The organism is Nonomuraea sp. NPDC001699 (assembly GCF_053596455.1).
Genome location: NZ_JBSFGF010000057.1, coordinates 1 through 15,993 on the forward strand (window position 1 = coordinate 1; position 15,993 = coordinate 15,993).

Below are 15,993 nucleotides of genomic sequence, written 5' to 3' on the forward strand. Positions count from 1 at the left end.
GTCTGGCGAGCTAGCCATGCGCTTCCGAGGTGGCCGCCCCCGGCGGCCACCTCGGTAGCCACCCCCGTGGCGGCTTCGGTGGCGGCTTCGGTGGCGGCGGAGCGGAGCTGGGCCGCCCGGATCCGGGACACGTCCAGCTTGCTCGTACGGTCGAGGCGGTAGACCCCGTTCTGCTCCTGGAAGACGTCGGTGAGCTGCGTGTAGCAGTAACCGAACATCAGGGGATCGTTCAACAGGACCCCGCCCAGCCCGGCGAACCGCTCTGGATGACCCGCCCGAGTCCGACGACGTTGAGCACGGTCTCGACCTGGCTGACACCGGCACACTCGGCTTCATCGAGACCATCACTCTCAGCGGACAACGCCAGTACGTCCTGGCGGCCATCGAGCACGCCACCAGACGCGAAGTAGCAGCACCCAGAGGGAAGGCATGGCCGCCTCCTCGCTCAGCGGCGGCGACGTCCGCGCACGCTGTCGACGACCAGCGCGAGCACGCACAGCGCCGCCGTCACGCCGAAAACCAGTCGCACCGGGGTCGACATGCCCGACAGCGAGGCGACCGCGTTCGCGGCAGCGCTCAGCACCATCACGGTCCACAGCAGAGCGCGCAGCACGCGGCGGCCGAAGGAGGACGGGCGTCGCCGCGCGGCGCTCTGGTCACGGTACGGGTCGGGCATGGCGGTGTTCCCTTCGTCAACGAGCCCTCCTGACGCTAGAAGAGGCGGCGCTTTCGCCGACAGGACGCATGCACCCGAGTCCCGGTGGTGCAGGCTCTACCTTCCGCATCCCTCCACACGTCACGCTCGCGTCTGGACATACAGTTCGAAACGACATGAAGGGGGTTGTCATCAGCAACGACGTGCCGGGCGGGCGCTGGACCAGCCCGCGGGATGTGCTCGAGGCAGTGGAGCGGCTCGCCGGAGGCCTGGGAACGAGCCTGCTCGCGTTGTCCGCCGTGGCCGGGCTCGCGGTGGCGGTGGCGGCGAGCGTGGTGGGTGTCGGACTGCTGCTTCTGCCGTTCATGGTCTCGCTGGTACGGCTGGTCGCCGAACGTGAGCGCGCGCGGCTCGGCCGATGGCGGCACCAGGTGATCAGCCCGTACGCCGCCGGCCCCGCCACTGGCTGGGCCGGCCGTACCCGCGCGGCCGCCCATGACCCGGCGACCTGGCGTGACCTGCGCTGGCTCGCCTGCCACGCCAGCATGGGCCTGTTGCTGGGCCTTCTGGGAGTCGTGCTGCCGGTCCTGGCCGTGCGCGACCTGAGCTTCCCCCTGTGGTGGCGGCTGCTTCCACCCGACGAGACCGGAACGTCCCTGGGCTTCCCCGTGCATACCTGGCCGGCCGCGCTGGCGGTCAGCCTGATGGGCGTCAGCTGGGCGGCCATCCTCGTCGGTCTCGGCCCGGCGATGGCTCGCCTGCAGGCCCTGCCGGGGCTACGGCTGCTCGGCCCGCACCCGTCGGTGGACCTGTCGGAACGCCTCGCCCGGCTGTCGGCGACCCGCGCGGGCGCCCTGCAGGCGCACGCCGCCGAACTGCGCCGCATCGAGCGGGCGCTGCATGATGGCACCCAGAACCGGCTCATCGGCGTGGCTGTGCTCCTCGGCGTGGCGCGCGATGCGCTGACGCGCGATCCCGCGAGCGCGGAGGGAGCCATCGACCGGGCCCAGAGCGCCGCCGAACAGGCGCTGGGCGAGCTTCGGACCGTGATTCGGGGGATCCTGCCGCCGGTGCTGGAAGAGCACGGCCTGGCCGGCGCCCTCACCTCGCTGGCGGCCGACTGCCCCGTACCCTGCCAGGTCACGGTGGCCGAACTCGGCCACCTTCCCGTCGCGGTCGAGAGCACCGCCTACTTCATCGCCGCCGAGGCCCTCACCAACACCGCCCGGCACGGCTGCGCCGCCACCGCGTCCGTCAGTGTCAGCCGCTCAGGAGACGTGCTGAGGCTTCAGGTCGGTGACGACGGCCAGGGCGGGGCGGCCGTCGGCGCGGGCACCGGCCTGACCGGGATCCGGCGGCGTGTCGAGGCCCACGACGGAACCATGACCCTGACCAGCCCGATCGGCGGGCCAACAGTCCTGGAGATCGAACTGCCATGCGCATCGTGATCGCGGAGGACGACGCGCTGCTGCGCGAAGGCCTCACCCTGCTGCTGACCGCCCGCAGGTTCGATCTGGTCGCGGCCGTGCCGACGCCGGAGGAGTTCCTGGCGGTGGTGGCCGAGCACCGGCCGGACGTAGCCGTGGTCGACGTACGGATGCCGCCGACCTTCACCGACGAAGGCGTCCGCGCCGCCGTACAGGCGCGGCGGCTGCATCCGCCGCTGGCGGTGCTGGTCCTGTCGGCCTACGTCGAGGAGTCGTTCGCCGCCGACCTGCTCGCCGACGGCGTCGGCGGCATCGGCTACCTGCTCAAGGAGCGGGTCGGAAGAGTCCAGGAGTTCCTGGACGCGCTGCACCGGGTGGTCGCCGGCGGCACCGCGATCGATCCGGAAGTCGTCGCCCAGTTGTTCACCCGTCGGCGCGCCGTCGATGTCATGCGGCCGCTCAGCCCCCGCGAACGCGAGGTGCTGGCGCTGATGGCCGAAGGGCTCGGCAATACGGCCATCGCCGAGCGGCTTTTCGTCACCGACAAAGCCGTGCACAAGCACATCCGCAACATCTTCCTCAAGCTCGGCCTGCACCCCGACGACCAGAGCGATCGCCGGGTCGCGGCCGTGCTGCGCTACCTCGACAGCCGGCCCGCCGTACTCACGCGACCCTCGCACGAGTCCGCCCCCGCACCTGCGCCCGCGCGAACGAGCCGGCCCGGCGGATGACCAGCACCGCCACGATGAGCGCGGTCGTCACCCAGACGGGAATCTGGCTGAGAAGCGGATTGACCTGGGTCGCGGCGTTGCTGCCCAGCCCCGAGGTGATCAGCACGGCGAAGGTGTTGTTGGAGCTGTGCGCGACGACCGCCGGCCAGACCGATCCCGAACTGAGGTCGAGCCAGCCCAGGACGATGCCGGCCAGCATGCACGACACCGTCATGGCCACCATTCCCGCGATGCCGCCGTCGTCGTAGTTGAAGCCCCGCAGCACCAGCGGCGCGTGCCACAGAGCCCACAGCGCGCCGCTGATCAGCAGCGTCGGCCACATGCCCAGGGGCATGAGCCTGGGCAGCAGGTAGCCCCGCCAGCCCCACTCCTCCCCGAAGCAGGGGATCAGCCCGATCAGGAAGCTGACCGCCATCGCCAGGACGCCGCTCAGCACGATCTGTGCCGGGTCGGCCGAGGCGAGTTCGATCCACGGCGCCACCAGGGATCGGACCCCCGACATCCGGGTCAGGTCGAGGTCATTGATCCCGGTGACGAGGCCCAGCGGGAGCGCGAGAGACGCCGCGACGATCGGATAGGCCAGGCCCAAGAGGCTGTAGCCCCACATCTGCCGCCATGACGGCGGGATGAGCCCGGTGGAGCGCGCCATGCCGCGCGCAGGTGGGAAGATCCGCAAGGTCACGAACGCCCCGAGTGAGGGTGTCAGCATGGTGCCCACGCTGATCAGGAGAAACGCCGCGTCACCCGGGCCTACGTCAGCGATCCACATCGGCAGTGCGGTGATCCACGCCGCCGCCATGGTGAAGATCAGGAAGAAGGTGACCTCCTTCCATGGCACCGTGGTGAACTCGGCGGAGGTTTTCGTGTTTTGAGTGGTCATGAACATGTGGGTAACGCTAGAAATCAGCCCCGGCCCGGCACGACGACGCAGGCTCCCCAGAAAAAGTGGTGCAGGCGCGACCCGGGCTACTCGGCCAGCGCCACGGCGCAGCGCTCCGGTGCGGATCAGGGCCATGACGGCGGCGATGTCGGCGTCCAGGGGGTAGTCGGTTCCAGGAACGGGCTGCTGCCGCGCAGCCGGGTATGGCAGGCTCGGGCGAATCCGACCTGCCCGACATGCCGTACGGACCCCCAGATTCTGTGCGTCAAGTAGCCGCCCACACTACTTGAAGTACTTGCCGCACGACTGAGAGTCATCCACGACAACTGGGCCCGCTTCGGCATCGTGCCCGGCCTCACACTGCTGGACTGCTGCTTCTTCTACAGGCGGTTCACAACATCTCGGTGAGCGCGTCGAGGTCGGCCAGGCGTCCGGCCGGTTCGAGGCGGGCCGCCACGGCGACCAGCAGCAGCTCGGTGACGGCGATCTGGTGCGCGAGCGGCGCGATCGGCCCGGCGGCCTCGCGCGGCAGCCTGATCAGCACCTCTGCCCGTGCCGCGAGCGGCGACTCCCAGGCGTCGGTGATCAGCGCCAGCCGCGCCCCGCGGGCGCACGCGGCCTCGGTGAAGCGGGCCGTCGCGGGGGAGTAGCGCCGGAAGTCGTACGCGACCACGGCCGCAGAACCGCCCAGGTCGAGCAGCGTACGAGCACGCGCGGACGCCGAGCCGGGCACCCGATGCGCCCCGGACGCAGGCGCCTGATCCCAGGCGTGCCCCACCCGGCCGGTGCGCTGGGTGGGGCAGCCGCATGGAACGGCGATCTTCAAGGAGGTAGACGTGCGTGACACTGGGAGATCGAACGGAACGCGGCCTTGACGGCGTCCAAAGGTCATCACGCCACCTCGGCCGGATCGATGCGGTGCTTGGCCGGCCATTGCTCGGGCTCGAGTGCGCCGGCGGGATGGCCGAGGTGGCCGCCGACATCCTGATCTCCGGCGGACTGACCGGTCTCAGTCTGGCGACCGCCCAGTGGCTGGCCGCTCAGGGAGCAGACCAACCTGATCCTCGTCGGCCGCTCGGCTCCCACCGGCGAGGCCGAGAAGACGCTCGCGCTGCTGCGCGGGTCGGGCACCTCCGTGAACGTCGTCCAAGGGGACATCGCCGACAGCGCGGTCACGGCCAGGGCGACTGTCGCCTCCCTCATCGGCTCCCCCGGCCAGAGCATGTACGCCGCAGCCAACACCTTCCTGGACGACCTGGCCGACTGGCGCGCCGCCCCTGGGCTGCCAGCCACCGCGATCCACTGGGGCGCCTGGGCCCGGACCGGCCGCGGACAGCACCTGGCCGACCGAGGCTTCGTCATGATGTCGCCCGAGGACGGCACCGACGCGCTGGGCCGCATTCTGACCGCCGGCCACACCCGGGTCGCCTACTCCCCGATCGAGGCCGGCGCGTACGCCAAGGGCTTTCCCGCCGTCGCGGCCTCCGAACTCCTCGCCGAGCTGGGCCGTGCCGGTGAGGACCACGACTCCGCGCTGCTGGACGAGGTTCTCGCCGCCGAGACCGACGCGCGGCGCACGTCGCTCATCCAGGAGCACATCATCACGCTCACCCGCCAGATCCTGGGCGCGGTACGGCTACGCGCCCAGCTGGAGAAGCGGAACGCGGACGGCCCACCCTCAAGGAGGCAGGCCGTCGCGCGTCGGCGAGAAGGTCAGACGCGGGTCACGTCGAACGTCCAGCCGTTGTCGCGCATGATTCGGAGCTTGAGCACCCAGCCGTGCTCATTGCACTGGTCGAAGGGAACAGCGGTCTGGAAGTCGCCGCCGCCCAAGGCCATGTGACGACTGCCGCCCGGACCCGTCATCACGCGGGCGGACGCCGTCTTGGTCGGGCCGTTGGCGATGGTGTACTCGATCTCGTTTCTGCTCGCGTGAAAGATGGGCCGGGGCCGTTGTGATCAGTGCCGCGCTCGCAGCCAGAACGATGGCCGGCACTGTGCGGCGTATTCGGAGATGCATGCTGCTCCTCGCTGTCGAGGTTCTGCGGGTACGGACAACCCCTTGATAACACCAAGTACACGCTAAGTAGCATAAAGTGATGAGCGGGGTTGGCGCCCAGCAACATGACACTGTTGGCGTGCGGGGGCACCGCCCGGCGCCGGTCGCGCCGCGGCTCGCGGCATGAGCCCCGGAGTTCGCGGTACTCCCCCGCCAGTGCGTCGAGAGCCCCCGGTCCCGCCGATCGTTTCCGAATGCCGCCCGCCTGTTTACCGACCGCAACAATTAAGTCGAAACGACAAGGGGTATCAGTCGCGCCAGCAGGGCCGGTGCAGGTTGGAGCCTCGGATCGGCCCTGGGATGAACTCCGGCCGTCCGAAACACGAAAGGACACTCGTCATGGAACCGACAACGGAAAAGCCGATGAAGAAACTCTCCCTGGACCGGGAGACGGTGCGCAACCTCAATGACCCCATCCTGAGCACACAGGGATGGAGTCTGTGGACGTGCGACGACGCCGGCGCCGACCAGGAGATTCAGGGCGAGCGGGTCAAGTAGACGACAACGGCGGGTCGGCGGTGAAGCTGAAACCGGTTCCACGCGTCTCGCGTGGCGACTTCCGGCCGGCGCGCCTCGCCGGCCGTCCCCTGGTGGTCGTGGGCAATGTGCCTGGATGGCAGGCCGTCGAGTGCTGGAACAGCGCCTACCTGAAGTCCGTGGCCGGCCACCGGGAGGTTGCCGTTCGAGAGACGAACGGCCCACCCAGCAATATTTTCCAGAATCTGGCCCGCGGTGGCCGCACGTCTTTCGGTGATTATCTGGACTGGGTGCTGGAAACCGCGCACGATCTACGGTCTGTCGCCGAAAGGCACGCCGACGTCGGCGCCATCACCCAGGCGGTCGCCGCCGGCGGTTTCGAGGCCTCCTATTATCTCGACGCGAAGCTGGGCCAGTTGTCGGCGAGGCTCGCCGACGACGCGCCGGCCCCGGATTGGTTCCGCGCCTCTCCCGTGGACGTCAATCTGTGGTGCGGCGTCCTGGGCACCTCCTCCGGGCTGCACTGCGATGTGACTCCCAACTGCAACGTCCAGGTGATCGGCCGCAAGCATTTCGTTCTGTTCCCGCCCTCGCAGTCGCGGCTGGTGTATCGCATTCCTCGGATCACCCATTGCCGTTTCGATCCCAACGTTCCGGACTTCGACAGGTTCCCGCTCGCGCGGCAGGCGTCCGGCTGGCAGTGCACTCTGCGGCCGGGCGAGTCGCTCTACATCCCGGTCGGCTGGTATCACCAGGTGACGGTGGTGACACCGTGGGCGCTGAACGTCAACTTCTTCTGGCCGCGTCCGTTTCCGCAGGGCATCATGACGCCGTCGCTGTGGAGGTTCCTGCTCCGGCGGGGGTCGGCCAGGGTGAGGCGGCTGCTGCGGGGATGACGGGCGCCGAGGAGGAGCCGGCCTGGCGGCCTGCGGGGTTCTTCGTGCTCCGCACGCCGTACCTTCCGCTGGACGCGTTGTCCGCGCTGGGCGGTGGCGGCCTGGTGGAGACGGATGTCTCGCACGAGAGTGCGATGGCGGAACACGCTCGCTCCCTCGACCGGCTGCGGGCGCTGTGCCTGCGGCCCGATGTGCGCGAGGCCCTGTGGTTGGCCTCGCCGTCGCTGGAGGGGCGGCTGGACGGCTGGGCGCGTGACCCGCAGGGCGGGCCCAAGATCGGCCATGGTCTTCTCCGGTATGTCGCGCGCATGGCGGGGCGCCCGACGCCGTTCGGGCTCTTCGCCGGCTGCTCGCTCGGGACGATCGGCGAGGAGACCCGGCTGCGTCTTGCGTGCCGGGAGACCTACCGCCGCCACACGAGCTTGGATTCCCGATATCTCGGCGCCCTGGCGGAATCCCTGGAGCGAGATCCGGCTCTGCGACCGCGGCTGAGGTATCTGCCGAACTCCAGCATCTACCGGGCGGCCGGACGTCTGAGGTATACCGAGACGGGCCCTGCCGGCGCCGGGACGTCGTACCATCTGGTGGCCGTCGAACCGACCGTCCATCTGGAGGCCGCGCTTGAGCGGGCCACGGGCGGGGCCCTCCCCGGGGATCTGGCCCGCGCCGTCGCCGCCGTCGACCCCGAGGTCGGCCGGGGCGAGGCGCTCGACTTCGTGAACCGGCTGATCGACGCTCAGCTCCTGGTCTGCGAGCTCGGTCCCACGGTGAGCGGGCCCGAGCCGGTCGATGACCTCCTTGACCGGCTGGGCCGGGTGGGCGGAGCGTCCGCCCGGCCGGTCGTCTCGGCCCTGCGCCAGGCACGTACCATGCTCGCGGGTCTGGACGACCTGCCGCCGGGGGCCGAGCCGGAGCGTTACCGCGAGGTCGCCGCGGCACTTCCGGCCGTGGCCGAGACCCCGGTCTCCTTTCATGTCGATCTCATGAAGCCCGCCCGGGCGACACTCGGACGAGACGTGGTCGCGGAGATCGAACGTGGGGTGCGCCTCCTGCGCCGCATCGGCGTGGGGCGGCGCGGCGACCCTCTGGGCCGCTTCCGTGAGGCGTTCCGCGACCGGTACGACCGGCGCGAGGTGCCGCTGTGCGAGGCCCTGGACGACGAGATCGGTATCGGATTCCCCGCTGACGGCCAGTTTGGGGCGGCGCCGGCTCCGCTGCTGGACGATCTGGCGTTCCCGTCTCCGCCACGGGCCGAGGACACTCGGTTCAGCAGGCGGGACGCGCTTGTTCTGCGCTGGTCGACCGAAGCCGCGCGCGCCGGCGTGACGGAGGTGTCGCTGGGCGAGGCTGAGGTGCAGGCCCTTGAAGAGGCGGGCGACGCCGCCTCACTGCCGGACTCCTTCGGGGTCGTCGCCACGATCCTCGCGGCCGATGAGGACGACGTGGCGGCAGGACGCTACCGCATCGCACTGTCCGCGGTGGGCGGTTTGTCGGGAACCACACTGATGGGCCGGTTCTGCCGGCGTGACGACCGGTTGCTCCGCCATCTGCGACGGCATCTACGGGCCGAAGAGGCGCTGCGGCCGGAGGCGATCCACGCGGAGATCGTGCATCCCGTGCCGGGCAAGGTGGGCAACGTCCTGGTCCGGCCGCACCTTCGCGAGCACGAGATCGTCTACCTCGGACGCCCGGCGGCGCCGGACCGGCGAATATCCCTCGACGACCTCACGGTCTCCCTCGCCGGCAAGCGGGTGGTGCTCCGCTCGCGCTCGCTCGGCCGCGAGGTCCTCCCCCGGCTCACGGTCGCGCACCGCTTCGACGGGGCCGGCAGCCCGGCCCTGTACCGCTTCCTGTGCCACCTGCAGGGCCAGGGGAGGGCGGGCGGGCTGTCCTTCTCGTTCGGCGACCCGGGCGATGCGCCCTTTTTGCCGAGGGTCACCGCGGGTCGGCTGGTGCTGTCGCGGGCCCGCTGGCGTCTGTCGGACGCGCAAGTGGCGTCCCTGGAGGGCCCGACAGCCGCCACCCGATTCGCCGCGGTGCAGGATCTGCGACGCCTGCTTCGCCTGCCACGATGGGTTGCGGTGGTGGACGCGGACCAGCGGTTGCCCGTCGATCTGGACAACCCGCTCTTCACCGACATGGCCGTTCACCTGTTCCGCGAGCAGCGGCCGGTGCGGCTCGAGGAGGTGTTCTTCGGGCCGGACGAGATGCCGGTAAGGGGGCCGGAGGGTCGTTTCGCGCACGAGATCATCGTGCCGTTCCTGCGCACGGGCGCCCTCGAACCTGTCGGCGGCGCCCAGGCGCCGACTCACCGGGAGAGGCCGGAGAGGGAGCTCACGCGGAGTTTCCCACCCGGATCACCCTGGCTCTACGCCAAGCTGTACAGCGGCCCGGTCGGTGCCGACACCATACTCCAGCAGGTCGTGCGTCCCCTGGTGCGCGAGGCGGTGTCCGACGCCTCAGTCGACCGCTGGTTCTTCGTCCGGTACGCCGATCCCGACCCGCATCTGCGGCTGCGGCTGCACGGCGATCCCGGCCGCCTGACGAACGAGGTGCTGCCCGCACTGCTCGCCGCCTGCGCGCCGTTCCACGCCGAGGGCATGCTGTGGCGGATCCAGGTGGACACCTACGAACGCGAGGTCGAGCGCTACGGCGGAGCCGACGGGATCGTGCTGGCCGAGCGGCTGTTCCACGCCGACAGCGACGCCGCCCTCAAGGCGATCGAGGCGACCCCCCGAGACATGGACGCCCGCTGGCGGCTGGCGCTGGTCGGTCTCGACCGGCTGCTCGACGATCTGGGCCTGGACCTGGCCGGTCGGCTCTCCGTCTGCGCGGCGGCGCGCGATCGTTTCGGCCGGGAGTTCGGCGCCGACGCCGCCTTCGCCCACCGCCTCGGCGCGCGCTACCGGCGGGAGCGGACGCTCCTGGAGTCGCTCCTGACCGCGCCGGATCATCCCTTTCGGGCTCGCTCCGAGGCGGCGCGCCCCATCGTCGCCGAATTGGCTTCGTGCGCGGGCGCCGACCGGCTCACCCGTCAGGTGACCGCCCTCGCCGGCGGTTTCCTGCACATGCACGCGAACCGGATGCTGCCCGCCGCCGCCCGCGCCCAGGAGCTCGTCCTGTACGACTTCCTCAGCCGCTGGTACCGCTCGCGCGCGGCCCGGGCCCTCATCGAGGTCGCGACAGAAGCACCGCGTCGTGCCGCCGCGCGGTCTCAGCGAATCCGGCGGTGACGAACAGGTCGGCGTGGCGCGGATTGAGGTACAGGACGTGGAAGTCCCGGGGAGCCTCCGCGAGCGATTCGAGGATGCGGCCCACGACCGCGCGCATGGTCTCGGCGCCGAACGGATTGTAGAGGTAGCCGACGGTCACGGACGTCGGGACGGCGAAGGACCCGGCGTCCGCGCAGATGACGCTCAGCGCGCAGGAACGGCCGCGGCTGAACCTGGCGAGGTTCGCGTTGGCGATCGCGCACAGCCCGGGCGACGATTCCACGCCGATCGCGGCGGCGAAGCCGTGTCCGGCGGCGAGCATGAGCACCCGTCCCTTGCCCGCGCCGAAGTCCACGAGCACCCGGCCCGCGGTGGCCGCCGGGGCGTCCCGCAGGATCTCCGCGAAGAGCAGCGGATTGGTGCCCTCGTGCGCGGTCGTGCGGCCGCGCGGCTCCAGCGAGGTGTCGGTCCCGTGCCGGACGTCGAACAGCAGCTCGTGCGCGACCAGCCGCAGCGTCCGGGCGACGCCGTATCTCCGTTGCGCGGCCGGGAACGAACGCGTGATGAGCCGGAACTGCCCGGCAAGCCGACTCAGCATCTGCCCCGGCCCTCCTCCCGCGACCATGAACGTCACCTGATCCTGTCAGGGTTGCGGGACGAGTCCCGGAGGAAACGCCGAGATGTCGCGGACGGTCCGCCGGCGACGACCGCGTGGCCACGAGTCGCTCGGCCTGCGCTCCGATTTCCTGCTGTAAAGTCCATCTTGTCGATCACTGACAGTTATGAGTCAGATACATGTCGCATCGGCTGTCGAGTCGCGCGCATAGACCAGTCCGGCGCCCATCGGCGCTCACCGTTGCCCAGCCACCTTCAGGAAGGACGTTCGCCGTGAACCTCAGCAACCCCGCCGGCGCCCACCGGTCGCGCGCCCGACGCGCCACTGCCGCCGCGTGCCTCGTGCCGGCCGTCCTGACCGCCGTGGTCTCCGGCCCCGCGGTCGCCGCTCCGGCGTCATCCACGTCTCTGGCCGCCGGTTCGACGGAAGCCGCGGCGGCGTCCTCCGCACGGGTCGAACCACAGCAAGAGGTGCCTGAGCTTGCCGCTCCAGGCGACGCCCGGCCTGTGACCTATCCGCCGGACCACCGCACCCGCCCCACGTCGGGCACCTTCCTCTTCACCGCCCCGCCCCACACCCGTGTCACGCGCCTGGAGATGGACTGCCGTCCCCGGCCCTGCGCGGAGGCGATCGCCGCCGACGGCTCCACCGCCACCGTCCGCATGGGCCCAGGGCGCTGGCGCTGGAACACGCCGGTACGGGTCTGGTTGCAGGCCGCACCCAACGCCCCCATGCAGCGGGCCCGTTACAGCGGCAGCCTGAGCGTCGACGGCGAGCGGCAACCACTCGACGTGATCATCACCGAGGGCAAGCAGGGCCTGTTGGGCATCGTCCGCGAGGACGCCCCGAACAACAGCGGCGCGCTGGTCTCCGATGTGGTGCCGGGCAGCCCTGCCGACAAGGCCGGGATCCGGTCCGGTGACGTCATCATCTCCTTCAACGGCAAGGCCATCACCAATGCCAGGGAGCAGAGCGTCGCCCGGGTCGGAGTGTTGCGCGCGGGAGCCGTCGTTCCCGTCACCTACCGCAGGGGCGACGGCAGCGTCAGAACCACTGAGGTCACCCTGGTCGACACGCTTTGATCAACAGCCCGCAGTGCGCGCCGGTCGCAGTTCCAGGGCTGCTGACTGCGGATGCGATCCCGGCGGGGTACGACGGTCTGGATGCGCACCGATCCGTTACTGACCACCGTTGGCTGGCCCCACCCTCGCACGGCGAGAAGCGGGGCCAGCCGACCGGGTCCGTCCAGCGACCACTCGGCCACGGTGCCGTCAATGGTTGCGCTGTGCCGCGCCGGTCCTCGTCACACCTCATCGGTGATGGCGGGGCGTAGCATGACGGGCTTGTCGGTGAGGGAGGAAGTCGCCGAACACGTGGCATCGGGCTGCGCCGCGGAGACGGCGGAGGTCGCGGCGAACAGGGGGAGCGAAGGGCTCCGGTGAGGGCTGCCGTCGCCACGCTTGGCATGAGAAAGAGGAAGTACCTCAATCACCCTCTTGAGATAGTGGTGCAGCGGGATTCGGAGAGTCACCGTCAGAGGACTGACATGGAGCTCCGGAGGTACAGATGCCTGGAATGACCCCTCCGCTGAAGGCGTACTGGGCCATGTACGACGCGATGACTCCTGAGGAGCAGAGGGAGCACGACAAGGCCACCCGCAAGGGGATCAAGCTCGCCTACAAGCTCGCGAAGCACTACGCGAACGTAGATGCTCCAGATCCTGACGACAAAGACGACGACTAGGCGTGTCTCAAAGGATCGTGAGCCAGTTGTTGATGGCGGCGATGTGGACGGTAGTCGGCCGCGCCGCTGTCGGGCGGCGATGCGGTCGGCCGGCTCGGGGATGGTGCATCGGATCTTGCGAGCACATAGGTGCTGCCGGACTGCGCGGGAGGAGTACGCCTCGTCGGCACGGACGATCTCGGGTCGGGTGCGCGGGCGGCCGGGCCCGAGCCGGGGCACCTTGATGGCAGCCATGACCGTGGGGAACTGTGGCGCGTCGCCGCGCTGCCCAGCCGTCACCACCAGGGCAAGCAGGCGCTGACCTTGCTCACAGGCCAGGTGCAGCTTGGTCGACAGGCCGCCCCGGGAGCGTCCCAGGGCGTGATCGGCGGGCTCGGGCAGGGCACCACTGGGCGGCTCGACCTGCGCCTGGCCGTTCCTGGAGGCGCCGGCCGCGTGCTGATGGGCCCGGCAGACGGTGGAGTCCACCCCGACCTGCCAGCCGATCAAGCCCGCAGCATCGGCCAGAGCCTGCAGGCGGGTGAGGATCTGCTGCCACAGGCCGGCACGCTGCCAGCGGCGGAACAGGCTGTAGACCGCCTGCCAGGAGCCGTAGTACTCCGGCACGTCCCGCCACGGCGCGCCCACTCGTACTCGCCAGCGGATGCCGTCGATCAATTGGCGCTTGCTCCACCGCGACGGTCGACCTGGCTTCCTGCTCGCAGGCAGCAGCGGTTCCAGCCGCGCCCACTGCGCATCGGTGAGGTCGAACCGCCGCGTCACCGCTACGGTGTCCACGAGGTCTCCGGAGTTCAGGTTCTTCTTGGTCGTTGAACCCTTACCGGAGACCTCTCTGCATGTCCGGCTACGACACACCGTTGATCAACACTTCGAAACAGGCCCTGGTCGCGCCGACCCGAGCGGGGCCCTTGCCGAGCTGACGCGTTCCTCGACCTTCCATCAGCGTGTTGCGGTGGGAATGATGATCTCGGCGTATGGGACGGCCCATACGGTCGGGTGGGAGATCGAGTGGCCGGTCCAGCCGTCCTCGCCGTAGGCCTCCCCGTGGTCGGCGCAGATGAGGCCGAACCAGGGACCAAGGGACGGTAGTGCGTCGAACAGACGCCCGAGTTCGGCGTCGGCGTAGGCGAGCGCGGCGCACTGGCTCTCCCACGAGTCCTGTGACTGACCTGGCAGGTAGAAGTGGGTGGGCATGTGAGTGGCGGAGACGTTGAGGAACAGCAACAGGCGCTGGTCCTTGGGATGGCCGTCCAGGACCTGCAGAGCGACATCGACTTGATGGCGGGTGGAGTCCGGCTCGTCGGCGCTCATCCGGCGATGCCAGTGGCTCTCCTGGAAGAGTGCGGGAAGCACGCTGCCCAGTGGTGTCAGGCGGGAGAAGAACTCCACGCCCCCGATGCAGACGGTGCGATAGCCGAGGCCGGCCAGGCCGGAGACGATGTCGGGCGCGTCGAAGACGTAGGTGCGCTCGCCGATGGTGGCGCCGTTCGGGGAGCGGCAGGCCAGGAGGCGGGGAGGCCGGCCGGGGCGTGCGGGAGTGGGGAGCCAGCCCGCGAAGAACGACATGTGCGCCGGGAAGGTGTAGGTCCCCAGGGTCCGGCGCTCTTCCCAATGGCCGTCCGGCAGGATCCGCGCCAGGTTCGGGCTCCGGCCGGCACGAAGAACCGAACGCGCCGTATCGAAGCGAAGTGAATCGAGCGTGGTGAACAGAATGTTGTGACTGGGGATCACGTCATGGCCGCTGATCACGATGTCTCCTCCCAGCCGCCTGCCGGGTGGCCTCGCGACGCAGGCCCTTGCAGGGGCGCCGGCCACGGTGCCGCCCTACGCAGGGCTCGGGCGACTCCGGGCCGGCTTGGCTGTTGCAGGGGGTGGCTTCAGGTTGCCCTGACAGGGCGAGGTGAGCTCAGCCGACGGTGAGGTCGCCGTGGTAGCCGATGCTCTTGGCGCCGCCGAAGGGGCCGCCCACGGTGCACTTGAGGCTGCCGCGGAACAGATCGGCGTGCAGGTGGGCGGAGAATTTCTCGCCGTCGAGGGGGCCGCCGACGACCTGCCCGGACAGGGTCACCTCGCTGGCGATGTTGCTTTCGAAGTTCAGGTCCAGGTCGCTGCGGGCCTTCCTGCCGTCGTTGAGGGTCCAGTCCAGGGTGCCGGTGCCGTGGCCGGTGCCGCCGCCGCCGAGTTCGCAGGTGAGCCAGACGCCGCTGAAGTTCGCGGTGAGCCTGGCCTCGTCGATGCCCAGGCCGGTGGAGTCGCGGCAGGAGCCGTTGGCACCGCGGATCTCGATGTCCTGCTTGAGGGGGACGATCTGCACTCCGGGCTTGAAGTACATGGTGCCGGAGGTGTCGCAGGTGAGGCTTCCGGCGGCGTCGGCGGGGGTGGTGAGGGAGATGAGGCCGGTGACGGCGATCAGGGTGGCCAGCAGGGCGGCGACGCGGGAGCGTGGGATCGGTGACAAAGTGACTCTCCTTTGGGGGGCTGGCCGGGTGCTGGTGTCATGGCCGTTGATGCACCCGGGGCGGTCTCTCTCACCATCGCGACTACACTCCGTAGTTACAAGACTGCATAGAGTTGCTACAGGTAGGGCAATCCTTACCTGGGGGCGATGATCCAAGACCGTGTCGCGGCACGACGGCCTCGCCGACTCCCCGGGCGAGGGCTGCCCCCGCTGGAGGGCGTGGCGGTTCCGAGGTCGACAACTGCGACGAAGCCGCTAGCTTCGGCCGTGAAACACGACCCTTGGCCGATGCCCCTGCCTCCCGGGGCAGCAATTACTAACTGTAACTATCCATAACTTTAAGTTACTGTCGGTGTGTCCATAGCTCCACCGACCAAAGGATGCCCCAAGTGCTCACGCGCATCACGCGACTTACCGTCATCACCGCTGCTCTGGGAGCCGCCGCCGCACTCAGTGTGGCCGCTCCCGCCAGCGCAGACATCAGCTTCGCCGACTGCAACGACTACGGTGGCGCAGCAGTGCCGAGGCAAGTTCAGGCATTTGATCCCGACACCTACAACGAAAACGACCCTGCCGGGCTCACCTTCATCACGGTAACCGAATACTGGTGCGAGGGAGGGAACAACGGGGGGCAGAAGATCGCCTGGCGAAACTGACGACCGCCTAGCTAGTGGCTCCTAGTCAACGGGCACGACGTCGGAGTGTTTCTCGGCGGGGCCGTCACACACCGGCGAACGCTGACAATGAGGCTTTTTCATCTGTGGGCGAGCTCGTAGTTCTGCAGGACGGCGATCGCCTTGCACAGCTGGCCCGCCTTGTGCGGGCAGCAGCGGAGCTTG

The 15,993-nt window shown here is 69.7% G+C and carries 17 protein-coding genes; 8 read left to right on the forward strand and 9 right to left on the reverse strand.

The genetic code is table 11. From position 1 onward, the window contains the following. A partial coding sequence (locus tag ACWCSU_RS52295) for a hypothetical protein (RefSeq protein WP_449945035.1) occupies positions 1 to 233 on the reverse strand: 233 nt, incomplete at its 3' end. A 212-nt stretch (positions 234 to 445) separates the two neighbouring features. Further along, a complete protein-coding gene (locus tag ACWCSU_RS52300) occupies positions 446 to 676 on the reverse strand; it encodes a hypothetical protein (protein ID WP_357706059.1) in 231 nt (76 codons plus the stop codon). Positions 677 to 831: 155 nt separating this feature from the next. On the opposite strand from ACWCSU_RS52300, the gene ACWCSU_RS52305 reads away from it, so the two are divergent. Both ACWCSU_RS52305 and ACWCSU_RS52310 read left to right on the forward strand, forming a co-directional pair. Beyond that, positions 832 to 2,103: a sensor histidine kinase gene (locus ACWCSU_RS52305; protein WP_449945039.1), complete on the forward strand. Its 1,272-nt coding sequence runs from the start codon at positions 832 to 834 to the stop codon at positions 2,101 to 2,103. Continuing rightward, positions 2,091 to 2,813: a LuxR C-terminal-related transcriptional regulator gene (locus ACWCSU_RS52310; RefSeq protein ID WP_449945042.1), complete on the forward strand. Its 723-nt coding sequence runs from the start codon at positions 2,091 to 2,093 to the stop codon at positions 2,811 to 2,813. Before ACWCSU_RS52305 ends, ACWCSU_RS52310 begins: the two co-directional genes overlap by 13 nt. Here ACWCSU_RS52310 and ACWCSU_RS52315 read toward each other — a convergent pair. From ACWCSU_RS52315 to ACWCSU_RS52325, 3 genes are all read right to left on the reverse strand, one after another. Continuing rightward, positions 2,746 to 3,828, reverse strand: coding sequence for a CPBP family intramembrane glutamic endopeptidase (locus ACWCSU_RS52315; RefSeq protein WP_449945044.1), 1,083 nt, complete (start codon positions 3,826 to 3,828; stop codon positions 2,746 to 2,748). The two genes, ACWCSU_RS52310 and ACWCSU_RS52315, sit on opposite strands and share 68 nt — an antisense overlap. 256 nt (positions 3,829 to 4,084) lie before the next feature. Continuing rightward, complete coding sequence (locus ACWCSU_RS52320; RefSeq protein ID WP_449945046.1) at positions 4,085 to 4,540, reverse strand: MurR/RpiR family transcriptional regulator; 456 nt, start codon at positions 4,538 to 4,540, stop codon at positions 4,085 to 4,087. A 44-nt stretch (positions 4,541 to 4,584) separates the two neighbouring features. Next, on the reverse strand, positions 4,585 to 4,824 hold the full coding sequence (locus tag ACWCSU_RS52325) for a hypothetical protein (protein WP_449945048.1): 240 nt from the start codon (positions 4,822 to 4,824) through the stop codon (positions 4,585 to 4,587). Positions 4,825 to 4,828: 4 nt separating this feature from the next. On the opposite strand from ACWCSU_RS52325, the gene ACWCSU_RS52330 reads away from it, so the two are divergent. The 4 genes from ACWCSU_RS52330 (at position 4,829) to ACWCSU_RS52345 (ending at position 10,358) form a co-directional block, all read left to right on the forward strand. Next, positions 4,829 to 5,536 carry a KR domain-containing protein gene (locus tag ACWCSU_RS52330; RefSeq protein ID WP_449945051.1) on the forward strand — a complete coding sequence of 236 codons (708 nt, stop codon included), beginning with the start codon at positions 4,829 to 4,831 and terminating at the stop codon, positions 5,534 to 5,536. A 555-nt stretch (positions 5,537 to 6,091) separates the two neighbouring features. Continuing rightward, the gene (locus ACWCSU_RS52335) at positions 6,092 to 6,250 is read left to right on the forward strand and encodes a hypothetical protein (RefSeq protein ID WP_449945052.1); all 159 of its coding nucleotides are present in this window, start codon (positions 6,092 to 6,094) and stop codon (positions 6,248 to 6,250) included. Between the two features lie 20 nt (positions 6,251 to 6,270). Then, positions 6,271 to 7,125: a cupin-like domain-containing protein gene (locus ACWCSU_RS52340; protein WP_449945054.1), complete on the forward strand. Its 855-nt coding sequence runs from the start codon at positions 6,271 to 6,273 to the stop codon at positions 7,123 to 7,125. After that, a complete protein-coding gene (locus ACWCSU_RS52345; protein WP_449945057.1) occupies positions 7,122 to 10,358 on the forward strand; it encodes a lantibiotic dehydratase in 3,237 nt (1,078 codons plus the stop codon). Before ACWCSU_RS52340 ends, ACWCSU_RS52345 begins: the two co-directional genes overlap by 4 nt. Here the strand turns inward: ACWCSU_RS52345 and ACWCSU_RS52350 are convergent. Further along, positions 10,294 to 10,935, reverse strand: a complete 642-nt coding sequence (locus ACWCSU_RS52350) for a hypothetical protein (protein WP_449945059.1) — start codon at positions 10,933 to 10,935, stop codon at positions 10,294 to 10,296. The genes ACWCSU_RS52345 and ACWCSU_RS52350 overlap by 65 nt on opposite strands. 524 nt (positions 10,936 to 11,459) lie before the next feature. Here ACWCSU_RS52350 and ACWCSU_RS52355 point away from each other — a divergent pair. After that, on the forward strand, positions 11,460 to 12,035 hold the full coding sequence (locus tag ACWCSU_RS52355) for a S1C family serine protease (protein WP_449945062.1): 576 nt from the start codon (positions 11,460 to 11,462) through the stop codon (positions 12,033 to 12,035). A gap of 451 nt (positions 12,036 to 12,486) precedes the next feature. Here the strand turns inward: ACWCSU_RS52355 and ACWCSU_RS52360 are convergent, their stop codons facing one another. From ACWCSU_RS52360 to ACWCSU_RS52370, 3 genes are all read right to left on the reverse strand, one after another. Continuing rightward, positions 12,487 to 13,473, reverse strand: coding sequence for an IS5 family transposase (locus tag ACWCSU_RS52360; protein ID WP_449945064.1), 987 nt, complete (start codon positions 13,471 to 13,473; stop codon positions 12,487 to 12,489). Positions 13,474 to 13,635: 162 nt separating this feature from the next. After that, positions 13,636 to 14,445 carry an STM4013/SEN3800 family hydrolase gene (locus ACWCSU_RS52365; RefSeq protein WP_449945067.1) on the reverse strand — a complete coding sequence of 270 codons (810 nt, stop codon included), beginning with the start codon at positions 14,443 to 14,445 and terminating at the stop codon, positions 13,636 to 13,638. A gap of 157 nt (positions 14,446 to 14,602) precedes the next feature. After that, complete coding sequence (locus ACWCSU_RS52370) at positions 14,603 to 15,154, reverse strand: hypothetical protein (protein WP_397039205.1); 552 nt, start codon at positions 15,152 to 15,154, stop codon at positions 14,603 to 14,605. A gap of 389 nt (positions 15,155 to 15,543) precedes the next feature. Between ACWCSU_RS52370 and ACWCSU_RS52375 the strand changes: the two genes are divergently transcribed. After that, positions 15,544 to 15,810: a hypothetical protein gene (locus ACWCSU_RS52375; protein ID WP_449945070.1), complete on the forward strand. Its 267-nt coding sequence runs from the start codon at positions 15,544 to 15,546 to the stop codon at positions 15,808 to 15,810. The last annotated feature ends 183 nt before the right edge of the window (positions 15,811 to 15,993 follow it).

Bases quoted from the DNA above. Each gene is read 5' to 3' on its own strand.
- ACWCSU_RS52300 (WP_357706059.1), bottom strand. From the start codon at position 676: ATGCCCGACCCGTACCGTGACCAGAGCGCCGCGCGGCGACGCCCGTCC.
- ACWCSU_RS52305 (WP_449945039.1), top strand. From the start codon at position 832: ATGAAGGGGGTTGTCATCAGCAACGACGTGCCGGGCGGGCGCTGGACC.
- ACWCSU_RS52310 (WP_449945042.1), top strand. From the start codon at position 2,091: ATGCGCATCGTGATCGCGGAGGACGACGCGCTGCTGCGCGAAGGCCTC.
- ACWCSU_RS52315 (WP_449945044.1), bottom strand. From the start codon at position 3,828: ATGGCCCTGATCCGCACCGGAGCGCTGCGCCGTGGCGCTGGCCGAGTA.
- ACWCSU_RS52335 (WP_449945052.1), top strand. From the start codon at position 6,092: ATGGAACCGACAACGGAAAAGCCGATGAAGAAACTCTCCCTGGACCGG.
- ACWCSU_RS52345 (WP_449945057.1), top strand. From the start codon at position 7,122: ATGACGGGCGCCGAGGAGGAGCCGGCCTGGCGGCCTGCGGGGTTCTTC.
- ACWCSU_RS52350 (WP_449945059.1), bottom strand. From the start codon at position 10,935: ATGCTGAGTCGGCTTGCCGGGCAGTTCCGGCTCATCACGCGTTCGTTC.